The organism is Actinomadura sp. 6N118 (genome assembly GCF_044326415.1).
Lineage (GTDB): Bacteria > Actinomycetota > Actinomycetes > Streptosporangiales > Streptosporangiaceae > Spirillospora.
The window spans coordinates 237,533-251,501 of the sequence record NZ_JBIRAZ010000012.1; the positions used below are offsets into that span (position 1 = coordinate 237,533).

The window sequence follows — 13,969 nt, forward strand, 5'->3', positions numbered from 1 at the left end:
TGCGGGCGATGGTCCGGTTTGGCCTAATTTGGCCGGATCCGCGTCCGTTGATGATCACTATCAGTGTTAGTTTCGATACACAAAGTATCGATTCGTCTGGCTGCCCGCGTGGTCGTTCCGGGGCGTCAGCGAGGGGAGTCACTCATGGCTGTGCAGCCGCAAGTGACCGACTTTTCCCGTGATGTGCTCGGCCGGTATGTGTGCAACACCTTGGCCGAGGCTGTGGCCAGCACCGACGGGCAGGCCTCACCGGGTGCTCGTCCGTTCGATGTCATCGTCGTCGGGGGTGGCAGTTTCGGTGCGGCGGTGGCCGCCCACCTGTTCAACGTGGACGCCTCGCGGATGCATCGGGTCCTGGTCCTGGAGGGCGGCCCGTTCCTGCTCCCCGAGCACGTACAGAACCTGCCGATGCTGGGTCTGAACGTGCCCGGTGCGACCAGCATCGCGGCGCTGCGGCAGGTGGGGCAGGCGACCGTGCCGCGCAGCGAGGTGTGGGGGCTGGCCTGGCATTCCCCGGTGCCGTTCCCAGGACTGGCGTACTGCGTGGGCGGCCGGTCGCTGTACTGGGGTGGCTGGGCACCCCGGCCGCTGCCTGAGGAACTGTCACCGGCAGTGTGGCCGAAGACCGTGGTGGATGACCTGCAGGGCGACCAGTTCGATACCGCCGGCGAGCAGCTGGGGATCGACCAGACCAACGATTTCATCTTCGGTGCGCTGCAGAACGCGCTACGGGAGCGCCTGTACGAGGCGGTGACCGATGGGGGCATTACCGGGGCGCTGGACTTGGGGCCGCTGCCGGACCACCCGGCAGCGGGCGGCGGCCTTCCCTCTGTGGCGGAGCTGACCCGCCTTCTGGGGATCAGTCGTGAGGCCGCCAGCGGACGTAGCGCGCAAGAGCTCGCGGATCTGCTCAAGCTGGAGGCGCCGCTGGCGGTGCAGGCCAGCACGCGGTCTGGCTTCTTCCCCAACAACAAGTACAGCGCGGGGCCGTTGCTGGTGCAGGCCGCTCGTGCCGCCTGGGCCGAATCGAGCGGCAACGACGCCGACAAGCGGTTGATGATCGTCCCTCGATGCCACGTGATCGGCCTGGATACGCGCGGCAGCGAGGTCATCGGGGTGCAGACCGGCCAAGGGTATGTGCCGGTGGCGCCCGGCGGCTCGGTAGTGATCGCGCTGGGCGCGATCGAGAGCACCCGGCTGGCCCTGGACGCCTTCGGGGCCCAGCCCGGAACCGGCCCGATCGGCAGCGGGCTGATGGCGCACCTGCGCTCCAACCTGACCATCCGGATACCGCGCCAGGCACTGGGCCGCATCGCTCAGCGGGAACTGATGGCCGCAGCCTTGTTCCTCAAGGGACGATCGGTGGTCGCCGACGGACCCGAACGCTTCTTCCACCTGCAGATCACCGCCGCCGGGCTCGGGCCCCGGGGCGGGGACTCCGAGGCCGAACTGTTCAAGAAGCTGCCGGACATCGATCTTTTCAACCGATTCCGCTCCGCCGACGACACGCACGTGGTGATCACCCTGCGAGGGATTGGCGAGATGGATCCCGACAACCCGGCCAGCCAGATCCGTCTGGATCCCGAACGCGACGAGTACGGCGTTCCCCGCGCGCTGGTGCAACTGGCGGCCAGCCAGGCCGACCGGCAACTGTGGGACGACATGGACGCCTGCGCCGATGACGCCGCCCTGGCCTTCACCGGCGGCGCAGCGTTCGAGATCCTGGATGGCGCGAGGTTCCGCCCGGCCGCCGCCGGGCAGGCACCCTCCGATGTGGTGCCGTTCAACCGCCGCCGTGACGGGCTGGGCACCACCCATCACGAGGGCGGGACTCTGCGCATGGGCGACGATCCCGCAACCTCGATCACCGACGCGGACTGCCGCGTGCGCGGTGTGGACAACGCCTACGTGGCGGGCCCGGCACTGTTCCCTCGGCTGGGTTCGCCCAACCCGATGCTCACCGGTGTCGCGCTCGCCCGCCGGCTCGCCGGGCACCTCACTCCTACCCGCCGCTTCGCCGCGCCTGACGATCATCAGGTGTTGTTCGACGGCACCGACATCAGCGCCTGGCAGATGGCCGGGGCAGGCCGGTTCCAGATCGTGGACGGAGCGCTGCAGGCCATTCCCGGTGACGGCCTTGGCCTGCTGTGGTGCACCCGTCCCACCCCAGCCGATTTCTCCCTGCGGCTGCAGTACCGGCTGACTCGACCCGACGACAACGCAGGGGTGTTCATCCGTTTCCCTGACCCCACCAGCAAGGGTTACGACAACACCGCCTGGGTCGCGGTGCACTTCGGCTTCGAGATCCAGATCGACGACCTGGCCCGACCCGACGGCGCCGATGTGCACCGCACCGGCGCCATCTACGGCGTCGACGGTCAGACCTACACCCGGCCACTGGTCAGGCAACCCGGCGAATGGAACGACTACGAGATCCGTGTCAGCGGCCAGCGCTACACCGTGATCCTCAACGGTCAGCAAAGCACCACCTACACCAACATCGACCTCGCCCGCGGACTGCCGACCACCGCGCAAACACCCAGCTACCTCGGCCTACAGGCCCATACCGGACGTGTCATGTTCCGCAACATCCGCATCAAAGGCCTCTAGGCCTCTAGGCGTTGCACCGGGGCGGTCGATGACCTCGTCTCGCCTAATGTAACCACGGTTGCACTGAGGCACCGGCTTCGAAACCCTGGGGAAGACGGCCCTGGTTTCGCAGGTGGTGGAGGAGGTGTGAAACCATGGTTACATGTCCTTGTCTCGGATACGGCGGCTCGCACTCGAGTGACCACCATCATCCGCGCACGCGGCCGGGCAGCACGGTCCTGGGGACTGGGTGCTGTTGTCCTATCGGCTGCCGCGCGAGCCATCGACGCCGCGGATCAGTGTGTGGCGCAAGCTCAAGCGGCTGGGGGTCGCGCAGATCTCCGACGGGCTGGTGGCGCTGCCCGCTGATGCGCGCACCCGCGAGCACCTGGAGTGGATCGCCGATGAGGTGACCGATGCCGGTGGCAACGCCACCATCTGGTTCGCCCGCCCCGCCAACCTCGCCCAAGAGCGCGAGCTGGCCACACAGATGGCGGCCGCCCGCGCCGCCGAATACTCCGGCGTAGCGGCCCGGGCCGGCCAAGCCGCCGAGGCCGCCGAGCCCGGCTCGGCAGCCCGGCTGGCGGCGCTGCGGCGGCTGCGGGCTGAGCTGCGGCGGATCGCGCGGCGCGACTACTTTCCGCCCGCCGAACGCCAGCACGCCCGTGCCGCGGTCGAGGCCTTGACCACCGGCACCCTAGCCACCGGCACCCCAGCCAACGACACCCCAGCTGGCGCGGCGTCCGCCGAGCTCTCCCCGCCAGTCCCCACGTCCCAGGAGACACCACCATCATGAGATGGGCGACCCGTGCCGGGATTCATATCGACCGTGCCGCGTGCGCATGGTTGATCCGCCGTCACCTCGACGAGTCGGCCGAGTTCGTCTTCGTCACCGATCCCGCCGAGGTGCCTGGTGACGCGACGCCGTTCGACATGCGCGGAGCCGACCTCGGTCACCACGGTGCCGACTGCAGCTTCGAGACGATCCTGCGGCGTTACGACCTGGCCGACCCGGTGCTGTGGCGGATCGCTGAGATCGTGCACGAGGCCGACCTGGACGACGAACGCTACGACGCTCCTGAGGCGGTGGGATTCGACGTCGCGCTGCGCGGGCTGTTGATGGTCTGCGACGACGACCGCATCGTTGAGCTCACCAAACCGTTGTTCGACGGCCTGTACGAATACATCCGCCGCGCCACCCTCCTGGGACGAGACCCCGCATGACAACCGAGCCCACACACTCCGGATCGACGGCGTCCAACGCGGCGATCAGTCCTGAGGGCGCAGTCGACGTGGTCCCCTTCCGGCACGCGGTACGGGCCTGGTTCGCCATCTCGCTGCAGACCTTCGGCGGTCCCGCCGGGCAGATCGCCGTTATGCAACGCACCCTGGTGGAGGAGCGTCGCTGGATCGGGCAGCAACGCTTCAACCACGCCCTGTCGTACTGCATGCTGTTGCCCGGCCCTGAGGCCCAGCAACTGGCCATCTATGTCGGCTGGCTGCTCAACGGCACCCGCGGCGGCCTGGTGGCAGGCACCCTTTTCGTCCTGCCCGGTGTGCTGGCGCTGCTGGCGTTGTCGGCGATCTATGTCGGCTGGGGCACCACCACTCTGATCACCGGCCTGTTCGCGGGTCTGGCCCCGGCCGTGCTCGCGATCGTCGCCCAGGCCGTCATCCGCGTCGGGCGCCGTTCCCTCACCCATCCCGCGCTGATCGTGCTGGCGGTCGCCTCGTTCGCCGCGCTCGCGGTGTTCGCCGTTCCGTTCCCCATCGTCATCGCCGCGGCCGCGCTGGCCGGATGGTTGCTGGCCCGCGCCCGCCCGCACATCTTCACCCTCAACAAAGGCCATGGCAGTGACGGTGGCCCGGCACCGTTGATCTCCGACGACGCCCTGCACCACCAACCGCCCAGCTGGCGCCGAGCCCTCAAGGTCCTGACGATCGGGCTGGCCGCCTGGGGCATCCCGCTGGCCATCGTCGCCGCGGCGACCGGCACCGGCAGCGTGTTCACCACCCAGGGCCTGTACTTCTCCGGCGCCGCCCTGGTCACCTTCGGCGGCGCCTACGCCGTGCTCGCCTACGTCGCCCAAAGCGCCGTGCACACCTACGGCTGGCTCGCCCCGGGCGAAATGGTCCGCGGCCTGGCCCTGGCCGAGACCACCCCTGGCCCCCTCATCATGGTCGTGCAGTTCGTCGCGTTCGTCGGCGCCTACCGCGACCCCGGCGACCTCAACCCCTGGATCGCCGCCCTCCTCGGCGCGCTGCTGACCACCTGGGTCACCTTCGTGCCCTGCTTTGTGTTCATCTTCCTGGGTGCCCCATCGGTCGAACGGCTCCGCGGGAACACCTCGATCTCAGCAGCCCTCACCGGCATCACCGCCGCCGTCGTCGGCGTCATCGCCAACCTCGCCCTCTACTTCGCCGTCCACACCCTCTTCCGCATGACCGACGACCGCGACTGGGGACCCGTTCACCTCCAGATCCCCGACCTGAGCACCTGGCGCCCCACCGCACTGATCATCACCCTCGCCGCCTTGATCATGATCTTCCGGCTGCAGTGGAGCGTCCTGCGCACCCTCGGCGCCTGCGCCGCCCTCGGCCTGGCCGCCACACTTGTGTGGTGACGGTCTGTTAGGCGGGGGAGTGGCGTGTCTGGGTCACCAGCCGTTCAGCTGCGGGACCGCCACCGGGCGGTGCGGCGCAGGGTCCGGTCGGCCAGTCCGTACAGCCGCTCGTTGTGAAGGACGAAGTGCTTCGCCCGACCTAGGGCCTGTCGGGTAGATCTCGGTGTTGGGATCACGTGCAGGCCGATCTCTGGCACCACCCCGGTGGACGCAACCGGGTCGCGTCCTGCGGTGGACGATGGAGGTGCGCCGGGCACAGGCGGCAGCCGCTGGGGTCGCTGACACCGAGGTCCCCTTCGCCGTGGCGGTTCCGGGGCGGCGGGGCGGCGTCGAACGCGGACAGGTCACGTAGCCGAATCAGGCGGGGGCGGGCTGCTTGTTGGTGCTGGCCACATCGGCTCGTCTGGGTCCTCGTACAGTGCCATCGCGCGGGCGCGGGTGGCGGTGGGGGACGGCGCGGAGGCCGGTATGTCGTCTGGCGTCGCGTCGGAGACGTCGGCGGAGCGGCGGGAGCCCGCCAGTGCGGCGAGAGCGGTGGTGATGGGCACGGCGGCGATGAGGCCGAGGGTTCCGGCGACGGCGCGGACGATTTCCTGGGCGAGCACGGGGCTGGTCAGGGCCTGGCCGAGCGGCATGTTCCCGATGTTGAACATCAGCAGCAGCGGCAGTGAGGCGCCGGCATAGGCCAGGATGATGGTGTTGATGACCGAGGCGATGTGCGCGCGTCCGACGCGGGTGGCGGCGCGATAGAGCTGGAAGAAGCCGTACGAGGGGTTGGCGCGGGCGAGTTCGGTGACGGTGACCGCCTGGGTCACGGTGACGTCGTCCAGCACGCCGAGTGACCCGATGATGATGCTGGCCAGTAGCAGGCCCTTGGTGTTGATGTTGTAGTCGATGTCCAGGTAGAGCGAGCTGTCGTCGGTGATCCCGCTGAGGTGGGTCAGGTCGATGGCGGCCGTGGCGAGCAGGCCCGTCAGCGCGAGGCACAGCATCGTCCCCACGACGGCGATCGCCGTGGGGACCGTGAAGCCGTGGGTGAGGAAGAGCACGACGAGGATGATCGCCGCTGCGCACACGATGGCGACGAGCAGTGGCGGGCTGCCGGCCAGGATGGCCGGTATCAGGAAGGTCAGCAGCAGCGCGAAGGTGATGCCCAGGCCGATCAACGCCGTCAGTCCCCGCAGGCGGCCGAACGCGATCACTGTGATGATGAACGCGGCGCCGACGATCCACAGCGGGACAGAGCGTTCGTGGTCGGAGATCTGGTAGGTGCCGGCGCCGGCGTCGCCCGCCATGGCGATCAGCACGATCTCGTCGCCGGGCCCGTACCTGCTCGACCCGGGACCACTGGGCAGTTCGGTGGTGACGACCTGCCCGGACTGTGCGCCGGAGGTCAGCTCGACCTTCGCGTCGCCGCACCGGGCGGGCGTACGGCCCTTGGGCTTGCCGTCGCCGGAGCCCTCCGCCCCGGGCGGCGTGTCACCCTCCGGGGCGCCCACCACAGGACATTGCTTGAAGGTGACGGAAATGATCGTTCCGGTGACGTGCTGCTGCTGAGCGCCTGATTTGGCCGGACCGGGGTCGCGGTCATCCGGCCACAGCCAGACCAGGGCCACCAGTGTGGCCAGGGCGAGCGGGATCAGGACGGCGAGGGTCGCGCGGACGGCGCCGGGGGAGGACGGGGTCGTCGGGCCGTGTGAGTGTTCGGCACCCATGCTCGTCTACCTGGTCGAGACGTTGGGGAGGTGGCTGGAGGGCGGAGTCGGCACCGGCACACATTACTGCCCATCTGAGGCATTGGCCGCGAAATGACGACTTGCGTTCGCCTCCAGTGGTTCTGTGCTTTGGCCGTGTTCTTGCTGATCATAGGTAGGACAGGGTTGCCCCGCCCCCGGCACTCCCTACGCCGAACCCTCCCAAGCTCCTTCATGACCTCGCATGCACGGCTTGCACCTCACGCCGCGTGAGGCCGTAGCGTCCGGAGTGGGTGATGACATGGACGAGCGACATTGGAAGGTCGGTGAACTGGCGGACGCGACCGGGCTGACCGTTCGCACGCTGCACCACTTTGACGAGATCGGACTCTTGCGCCCCACCCGGTCGCAAGCCGGACATCGTCTCTACACCGCCGACGACGTGCGCAGGCTTTACCAGATCATCGCCCTGCGTCACCTCGGAATACCGCTGCGGGAGATCGACCAGACCCTCGACGGGGACGTCAACGATCTCGAACGAGCCGTACGCGGCCAACTGGAGCACGTCGATCGGGTGATCATGCAACAGGGCCAGGTGCGTCGACGACTCCTGGCACTACGGCAGACCGTCCACCACGCGCAAGAACCGTCGATCGACCAGCTCATCGACACGATGGGGGCCATCATGCAGGCTGGCTACTTCACACCCGAAGAACTGGCGCGGGCACGGCAGCGCCACCAGGAGCCCGGCTTCGCCGCGAAATTCACTGACTGGCAAGAACGATGCGCGCACCTCACCGAGGCGATCAAAGCCGAGATCCAACGTGAAACCGACCCGGCCGACCCGGCGGCACAGGCTCTCGCCCGGCAATGGACCGAGGCGATGTACGAGATGACCGAGGGCGACAGGCGCATGCTGTCGGCGATCTACGCAAAGATCGAAGGCAAGGGACCGGCAGCCGCCACAAACGGCATCCTGGACACCGACACGTGGGACTACCTCAAGCTGACGTTCGCAGTGGGATACAGCGAACGCCAGTGACACCAGCGAATACGGTGACCTCGACGTGACTGCCGATAACACAGATCCCGCCACGAACGGTCCCGTCGACGTGTGCGGCGCGGCGAATTGCCCCATGGCGACCCCCTGTCCTGGGACGTGATGACGCAGGTCGCGGCCTCCCTCAAAGCGAACAACGCACCGGCGCGGCCACTTGGCGGTCGGACGGTGAAGCGCGTCCTGGCCATGGGCGAGTCCTCGTTCGTGCGCCATTGGGAGGTCGCCGGGTCGTCCCACGCCTCACCGGACGCCGGAACCTACGTCGATCGGATGGTCCTGCGCGACCAGTCGATCATCGGGCCGTCCGGGACCACTGTCGTTCTCGAGTGCCATCGGCCGCCCGATCCTCGGTAGGGAGCTGAGAGGGGCCGGAGCTAGCCGGGTCCGGCCTCGCCGGCCTGTGTGGCGAGGCCGGAACCACCAGCTGGCGTCAACCTCCGTAGTGCAGCCAGACGGACTTGAGCTCGGTGTACGCGTCGATCGCCCAGGGACCCATCTCCCGGCCCCATCCCGAGGCCTTGTAACCGCCCCACGGTGCAGCCATGTCCGGGATCGGCGGCATGTTGACGAAGACGGCACCGGCCTTGATGCCGTTGGCGAGCCGCTGCGAGGTCGCGATGTCGTTCGTCCAGATCGTTGCGGCAAGGCCATATTCGGTGTCGTTCGCGCGGGCGAGCAGGTGGTCGAGTTCGGCGGCGTCGTCGTACGTCGTGATCGCGAGCACTGGGCCGAAGATCTCCTCATGCATGATCGTCATCTCGTCGTGCACTCCGGAGAACAGCGTCGGCTCGAAGAAGTAACCGTCGCCGTCGACCGGGTTCCCCCCGGTGACCAACTCAGCACCCTCTTCCACACCTGTGCGCACGAGACGGTCGACGTGGTCGCGGTGCCGGCCGGAAACGAGTGGCCCCAGAGCCGTGGACTCGTCGGCCCCAGGTCCGAGGCGCAGGGAACCCATGCCCGCGGCGAGCTTGTCGACGAACTCCCCCTCACGTGATTTGTCCACGTAGAACCGGGTGTACGCGGCACACACCTGTCCCGTGTTCAGCGTTCCGCCGAGCAGGTTCCCCCCGACAGCCGCGTCGATGTTCGCGTCGCGCGCGATGATGCTCGGCGCCTTTCCGCCGAGCTCGAGCGTGAGCCGCTTGAGATTGGATTCCGCGCTGGCGATCGTGATCCGCCGGCCGACCGCCGTCGAGCCGGTGTAGGACAGGTGGTCGACGCCCGGGTGCCGGCTCAGCAGTTCGCCCACCGATCCGTCGCCGGTGACGATGTTGACCACCCCCAGGGGGAAGCCCGCCTCGGCGCAGAGCTGGACAAGCCGGAGGCTGGTCAGCGGCGTCACTTCACTAGGCTTGATCACCACGGTGTTTCCGGTGGCGAGGGCCGGAGCCAGCTTCCAAGCCAGGATCATCAGCGGGAAGTTCCAGGGCGTGATGAGCGCGTTGACTCCGACGGGCTCGCGCTTGGTGTAGTGCAGGGTCTCCGGGAAGGAAACCGGGTTCACGGTCCCCTGCACCTTGGTCACCCACCCGGCGTAGTAGCGGAAGTGTTCCGCGGCGCCGGCGACGGAGACCGATCGGGAGATACCGATCGGCTGGCCCTGGTCCCGCGTCTCCAGCTGGGCCAGTTCCTCGGCGTTCTCCTCGATCAGGGCGGCGAGACGAAACAGCAGCGCTGCACGCTGCACCGGAAGGAGCCCGGCCCAATCGGCGCGCCCCAGCGCGGCGCGCGCGGCCGCCACGGCCGCGTCGACGTCGCCTCGCGATGCGACTCCGAGCTCGGTGATCGTCTCGCCGGTGGCAGGATCCAGGGTCTCGAAGGACCCGCCCGACGCGGAAACCCACTCACCTTCGATGAACAGCTTCTCGGTCATCATGCTCTCCTGTCGCCCACAGCCGCTGATGTCCGGCTCAGTATCGGTAGGCAGCGAACGTGGAGGCTTGGATCTGCGTGCCGACCTGTTGGCAATGGCCGCAATGTGTCGGGCAAAGGCGGGAATGGTCAGGCGGTGATGGGAAGACCGCGTGCAAGTGCGCGGTCGAGCGCTCGGGTGAGCTCGACTAGCGATGGGTCACGGAGGACCGCGGCCACGTGGGCATCGGGTCGTACGACCCAGACCTCGGCGGCTTCTGCGCCCACGACGCCCGCCAAGGCGGGCGACAGGTCGGCGAACGCATAGGCGTGAACCGGCCCCATGGAGCCTTCGCGGGCCTGGCTGAGTACCGACGGCGAACACTCCGAGCCAACGAGCACCGTGATTCCGTCGCGCAGGAGTCGGCGCAGGTGCGTTTCGCCACCGTCGGCGCCACGCACGGGAAAGTCCGGCATCAGCACACCGGGCGCCGGTGTGGGCATCGCGCCCTTGGCCGGCCGGCCGGCGAACGGGCCGCGGGGGTCCGGCGTGGTGAGCGGCGAGTCGACGTACCAGAACGGCTCGGCCAGCCGGCCCGAATCGACCTGGGCACGGGCGTCCGTGTCGTGACGCGCAGCGTCGAGAGTCCGCCTGCGGTCCTCCCACTGCTCCTCGGTCTGCGGAACCAGGAAGCGCATGGTCGCTCCGGTGACCTCCAGATTCTCCAGGGCAGCCGCGTGTCGCTCGTGGTGGTAGGTGTCCAGGAGTGACTCAGGCGCCCACCCGTTGAGCACGTAGGCAAGTTTCCATGCGGCGTTCTCCGCGTCCTGCACGCCCGAGTTGAGGCCCCGGGCGCCGAAGGGAGCCACCAGGTGTGCTCCGTCGCCGACCACGAGAGCACGACCGACTCGCATGCGGTTCACCACGCGCGAGTGGAAGCGGTACACCGACTTCCACACGATGTCGTAGTCGCGGTCGCCGATGATCTGGCGAATGCGGGCATCGAGCGCTCCGGTGCGCTCCTCCTCCGCGAGCTCGAAGTTCTCCGGCACCTGCCAGTCGATTCTGAAGGTCGAGTCCGGACATGGATGGATCAGCACCTGCCGGCCCGGGTTCCATTGCGGGTCGAAGTAGAACCGCCGCTCGCGCTGCCACCCCGGAAGGTCGGTGCGCAGGTCACAGATGAGGAACTGGTCACCAAAGGTGTGCCCCTCGAACGAGAGCCCGAGCATCTCCCGGATGGCATCACCACGGGCTCCGGGGCAGGCCAGCAGGTAACTGCCGCGAGCCTCGATCTCTCCCGCTTCCGTCTCGCAGGTCACGGTCACGCCCTCGGCGTCCTGCGCGATCGCGATGACGCGGTGGCCCCAGCGCACCTCGATCAGTGGCTGGGCATCGATCTGATCGTCGAGGACCTCCTCGGTGCGGCACTGGGAGATGTTCACGAACGGGGGGAACGGCGAGGCGCCGGGGTCCTCGAAGTCGATCGTGAACAGCTCGTCATCGCGGTAGAACGTGCGCGCCCGGGTCCATGTCACGCCTTCGGCCGCAAGGGTCGCTCCCGCGCCGACGCTCTCCCAGATGTCGAGGACGTCGCGTTGCTGGCAGATCGCCTTGGATCCGATGAGATCGCGAGCGGGGCGGCCGTCGAGCACGACGACGGGAATCCCCCAGCGAGCGAGAAGAAGGGCCGCCGTCTGACCGACGGGCCCGTTTCCGAGGACGAGTACGGGCTGGTGCTGATTCATGGTGTGCGTCCCGTCAGGTTTGGAGGAGGTCCCACACCTGGCGGTCGCGCTCGGCGGTCCAAATGACGGGCCAGTCGGTGCCGGACAGCTCGTCCCACAACCGCGCGACGTCGAAGGGCAGGCAGTGCTCGAAAATCGGCCAGTGCCCGAACTTCGGCGCCAACGCGGTGTGGGTCGCCTCGAACGCCTCCTTCAGGGTGCCGCCACGCTCCTGGACGGCCCCGACGTGCTCGATCATGGTGGTGAGAAAGCCGCGCGTCTGCTCGATCGCCGCGCTGACGGCCTCCGCACCGCGCGCGACAGCCCCACGGCCACCCACCAGCTGTTCGGCTCCGAAGGAAGCGACGTTGTCGAGCGTCGCCGCCGCCCAGTCGCGGTGGAACGCGTCTCCGGTGTACAGCGCCGCCTGGGCCTCCACGAGGTCACCGGCGAACAGAATCTTCTGCAAGGGCAACCACGCGACGATGTCGCCAGCCGTGTGGCCGAGCCCGCAGTACTGCAACACGAGGTCACCGCGATCACCACCGAGATCGATGGTGAACCGGTCGGTGAATGTCGCCGTCGGCCAGGTGAGCCCCGGGATCGAGCCGGGATCCTTGAACAGGCGAGGCATCCGCCCGAACTCCGAAGCCCAGTCCTGCTCGCCGCGCTCGGCGATCAGCCGGCGGGTGTTCTCGTGCGCCACGATCACCTCGGCGTCGAACGCGCTTGCACCGAGGACGCGCACCGCGTGGTAGTGCGACAGGACGAGGTATTTCACGGGCTTGTCCGTGTGCTTCCTGAGCTCCGCCAGCCAGTCTCGTGCTGCGGTCGGCGTCGCCAGCGCCTCGAAACAGACCAGGAAGTCCTCGCCCTCGATGGCGCCGACGTTGGGGTCGCCCTCCGCAGTCAGGGCGTAGACCCCCTCTGCGAGCACCTCGAGCGTCTGCTGCTTCGCACTGATGTCCGCCGAGGACGCGAAGGGTTTGCCGGCCATGCCGATCCCATCTGTTCGGGTGACGGCGGGCACCTCGGCACCCGCCGTCCGACTCGTAAAACCTTTTATGAGTTGGAACCCTAACCACGAGTCGTCGGCGTTGGAAGCACGGCAGACATGCAGAGGGAGGTCGTGCCCGCTGGGTCAAGTTCCCTGCTCGCTGAGCCAAGCCAGACAGCGCACCGTGTTCCTAACGTTGCGGCGACGCCGGCCGCGATGGATCCGGCGTCCTGTCGAGAGGCTCCACATGAAGAATCAGGTCTTCGCCCTTGCCGCTGCTGCGACGTCAGCCTTGCTTCTCGCCGCATGCGGCGGTGGCGGTGGCTCAGGATCCGCGGACGGGCCCATCGTCGTCGGCTCCATCAACGCGCTCAGCGGTCCGGCGACATTTCCCGAGGCATCTGCGGCGGCGAAGGCGGTGTTCGACAGGGTCAACGCCGCGGGTGGGATCAACGGACGCCAGATCAAGTACGTCGTCGCTGACGACAAGGCGGACCCGGCGACCGCAACTCAGACGGCGCGAGACATCGTGACCAGCAAGAAGGCCGTTGCCATGGTGGGTGGTGCGAGCCTGGTCGACTGCGATGTGAACGGGAAGTTCTACGAGCAGCAGAAGATCATGAGCGTCGTCGGTACCGGGGTCGGGCCGGGATGCTTCAACAGCCCGGTGATGGCCCCGGTCAACGCCGGGCCCTACCTCGACTCGCAGATGACGCTGACGTTCGGCTCGCAGAACCTGCACGTTAAGAAGATCTGTGCCTTCCTCGCGATCAGCGGAGCCTCCAAGCCCGCCTATCAGGCGGCGATCGACGCCTGGGCGAAGGCGAGTGGCGCGAAGCTGACCTACCTCGACGACACCGTGCCCTACGGCAACGCCGATTACACGCCCCAGGCGGTGAAGGTCAAGGAGAAGGGCTGCGACGCCGTCTTCGCCAACTTCGTCGAACCGGATGCCCTGGGCCTGCTCAAGGCCGCGGTGGCCCAGAACGTCACCGGGATCACTTGGCTGTTCCTGACCTCGGTGTACTCCGAGCAGTTCGCGAAGGCGGCGCCGGCAGGGCAGAAGGTCTACGTGCCGGCTGAGTTCCTCCCCTTCACAGACGCCACCGCGACAGCGAACAAGGACTGGCGCGAGCTCATGACCAAGCAAGGTCTCGCGCTGACGTCGTTCTCGCAGGGCGGGTACCTCGCAGCCACGTACTTCGTCGACGTCCTCAAGTCGATCAAAGGCGACATCGATCGCACGTCGGTGACCGAGGCGCTCAAGAAGATGGCGCCGATCGAGAACGCCATGGTCGGCACGCCGTACCAGTTCGGGCCGGGCAACAGCCACCAGCCGAACCACGCCGGCTGGCCGATCGTCCTCGACAAGGGCTCGTGGAAGAACGCCGCGGACAAATGGCTCATTGTCGACCAGGGCTGA

The 13,969-nt window shown here is 68.0% G+C and carries 11 protein-coding genes; 7 read left to right on the forward strand and 4 right to left on the reverse strand.

What is annotated here, in order from left to right; translation table 11 throughout:
- The first annotated feature begins 144 nt into the window (after window positions 1–144).
- The 4 genes from ACH34W_RS29955 (at window position 145) to chrA (ending at window position 5,213) form a co-directional block, all read left to right on the forward strand.
- Complete coding sequence (locus ACH34W_RS29955) at window positions 145–2,610, forward strand: family 16 glycoside hydrolase (RefSeq protein ID WP_395964465.1); 2,466 nt, start codon at window positions 145–147, stop codon at window positions 2,608–2,610.
- Between the two features lie 229 nt (window positions 2,611–2,839).
- Window positions 2,840–3,385, forward strand: a complete 546-nt coding sequence (locus ACH34W_RS29960; RefSeq protein WP_395964466.1) for a Chromate resistance protein ChrB — start codon at window positions 2,840–2,842, stop codon at window positions 3,383–3,385.
- Complete coding sequence (locus ACH34W_RS29965) at window positions 3,382–3,813, forward strand: chromate resistance protein ChrB domain-containing protein (protein WP_395964467.1); 432 nt, start codon at window positions 3,382–3,384, stop codon at window positions 3,811–3,813. The genes ACH34W_RS29960 and ACH34W_RS29965 overlap by 4 nt, the downstream gene beginning before the upstream one ends.
- Window positions 3,810–5,213 (forward strand): chromate efflux transporter, encoded by a 1,404-nt coding sequence (gene chrA, locus ACH34W_RS29970; RefSeq protein ID WP_395964468.1) that lies wholly within the window; start codon window positions 3,810–3,812, stop codon window positions 5,211–5,213. The genes ACH34W_RS29965 and chrA overlap by 4 nt, the downstream gene beginning before the upstream one ends.
- Window positions 5,214–5,557: 344 nt before the next feature.
- Here chrA and ACH34W_RS29975 read toward each other — a convergent pair whose 3' ends face one another.
- On the reverse strand, window positions 5,558–6,928 hold the full coding sequence (locus ACH34W_RS29975) for a YibE/F family protein (protein WP_395964469.1): 1,371 nt from the start codon (window positions 6,926–6,928) through the stop codon (window positions 5,558–5,560).
- A 280-nt stretch (window positions 6,929–7,208) separates the two neighbouring features.
- On the opposite strand from ACH34W_RS29975, the gene ACH34W_RS29980 reads away from it, so the two are divergent.
- Both ACH34W_RS29980 and ACH34W_RS29985 read left to right on the forward strand, forming a co-directional pair.
- Complete coding sequence (locus tag ACH34W_RS29980) at window positions 7,209–7,949, forward strand: MerR family transcriptional regulator (protein ID WP_395964470.1); 741 nt, start codon at window positions 7,209–7,211, stop codon at window positions 7,947–7,949.
- 72 nt (window positions 7,950–8,021) lie between these two features.
- Window positions 8,022–8,321, forward strand: coding sequence for an alpha/beta hydrolase domain-containing protein (locus ACH34W_RS29985; protein ID WP_395964471.1), 300 nt, complete (start codon window positions 8,022–8,024; stop codon window positions 8,319–8,321).
- Between the two features lie 76 nt (window positions 8,322–8,397).
- Here the strand turns inward: ACH34W_RS29985 and ACH34W_RS29990 are convergent, their stop codons facing one another.
- The 3 genes from ACH34W_RS29990 to ACH34W_RS30000 form a co-directional block, all read right to left on the reverse strand.
- Window positions 8,398–9,843 (reverse strand): aldehyde dehydrogenase family protein, encoded by a 1,446-nt coding sequence (locus ACH34W_RS29990; protein ID WP_395964472.1) that lies wholly within the window; start codon window positions 9,841–9,843, stop codon window positions 8,398–8,400.
- 128 nt (window positions 9,844–9,971) lie between these two features.
- On the reverse strand, window positions 9,972–11,570 hold the full coding sequence (locus ACH34W_RS29995) for an FAD-dependent monooxygenase (protein WP_395964473.1): 1,599 nt from the start codon (window positions 11,568–11,570) through the stop codon (window positions 9,972–9,974).
- Between the two features lie 13 nt (window positions 11,571–11,583).
- A complete protein-coding gene (locus ACH34W_RS30000) occupies window positions 11,584–12,546 on the reverse strand; it encodes an MBL fold metallo-hydrolase (RefSeq protein ID WP_395964474.1) in 963 nt (320 codons plus the stop codon).
- 247 nt (window positions 12,547–12,793) lie between these two features.
- Between ACH34W_RS30000 and ACH34W_RS30005 the strand changes: the two genes are divergently transcribed.
- Window positions 12,794–13,969 carry an ABC transporter substrate-binding protein gene (locus ACH34W_RS30005; protein ID WP_395964475.1) on the forward strand — a complete coding sequence of 392 codons (1,176 nt, stop codon included), beginning with the start codon at window positions 12,794–12,796 and terminating at the stop codon, window positions 13,967–13,969.

Coding starts and splice junctions, on each gene's coding strand:
- ACH34W_RS29955 (WP_395964465.1), top strand. CDS start 145: ATGGCTGTGCAGCCGCAAGTGACCGACTTTTCCCGTGATGTGCTCGGC.
- ACH34W_RS29965 (WP_395964467.1), top strand. CDS start 3,382: ATGAGATGGGCGACCCGTGCCGGGATTCATATCGACCGTGCCGCGTGC.
- chrA (WP_395964468.1), top strand. CDS start 3,810: ATGACAACCGAGCCCACACACTCCGGATCGACGGCGTCCAACGCGGCG.
- ACH34W_RS29975 (WP_395964469.1), bottom strand. CDS start 6,928: ATGGGTGCCGAACACTCACACGGCCCGACGACCCCGTCCTCCCCCGGC.
- ACH34W_RS29980 (WP_395964470.1), top strand. CDS start 7,209: ATGGACGAGCGACATTGGAAGGTCGGTGAACTGGCGGACGCGACCGGG.
- ACH34W_RS29990 (WP_395964472.1), bottom strand. CDS start 9,843: ATGACCGAGAAGCTGTTCATCGAAGGTGAGTGGGTTTCCGCGTCGGGC.
- ACH34W_RS29995 (WP_395964473.1), bottom strand. CDS start 11,570: ATGAATCAGCACCAGCCCGTACTCGTCCTCGGAAACGGGCCCGTCGGT.
- ACH34W_RS30000 (WP_395964474.1), bottom strand. CDS start 12,546: ATGGCCGGCAAACCCTTCGCGTCCTCGGCGGACATCAGTGCGAAGCAG.
- ACH34W_RS30005 (WP_395964475.1), top strand. CDS start 12,794: ATGAAGAATCAGGTCTTCGCCCTTGCCGCTGCTGCGACGTCAGCCTTG.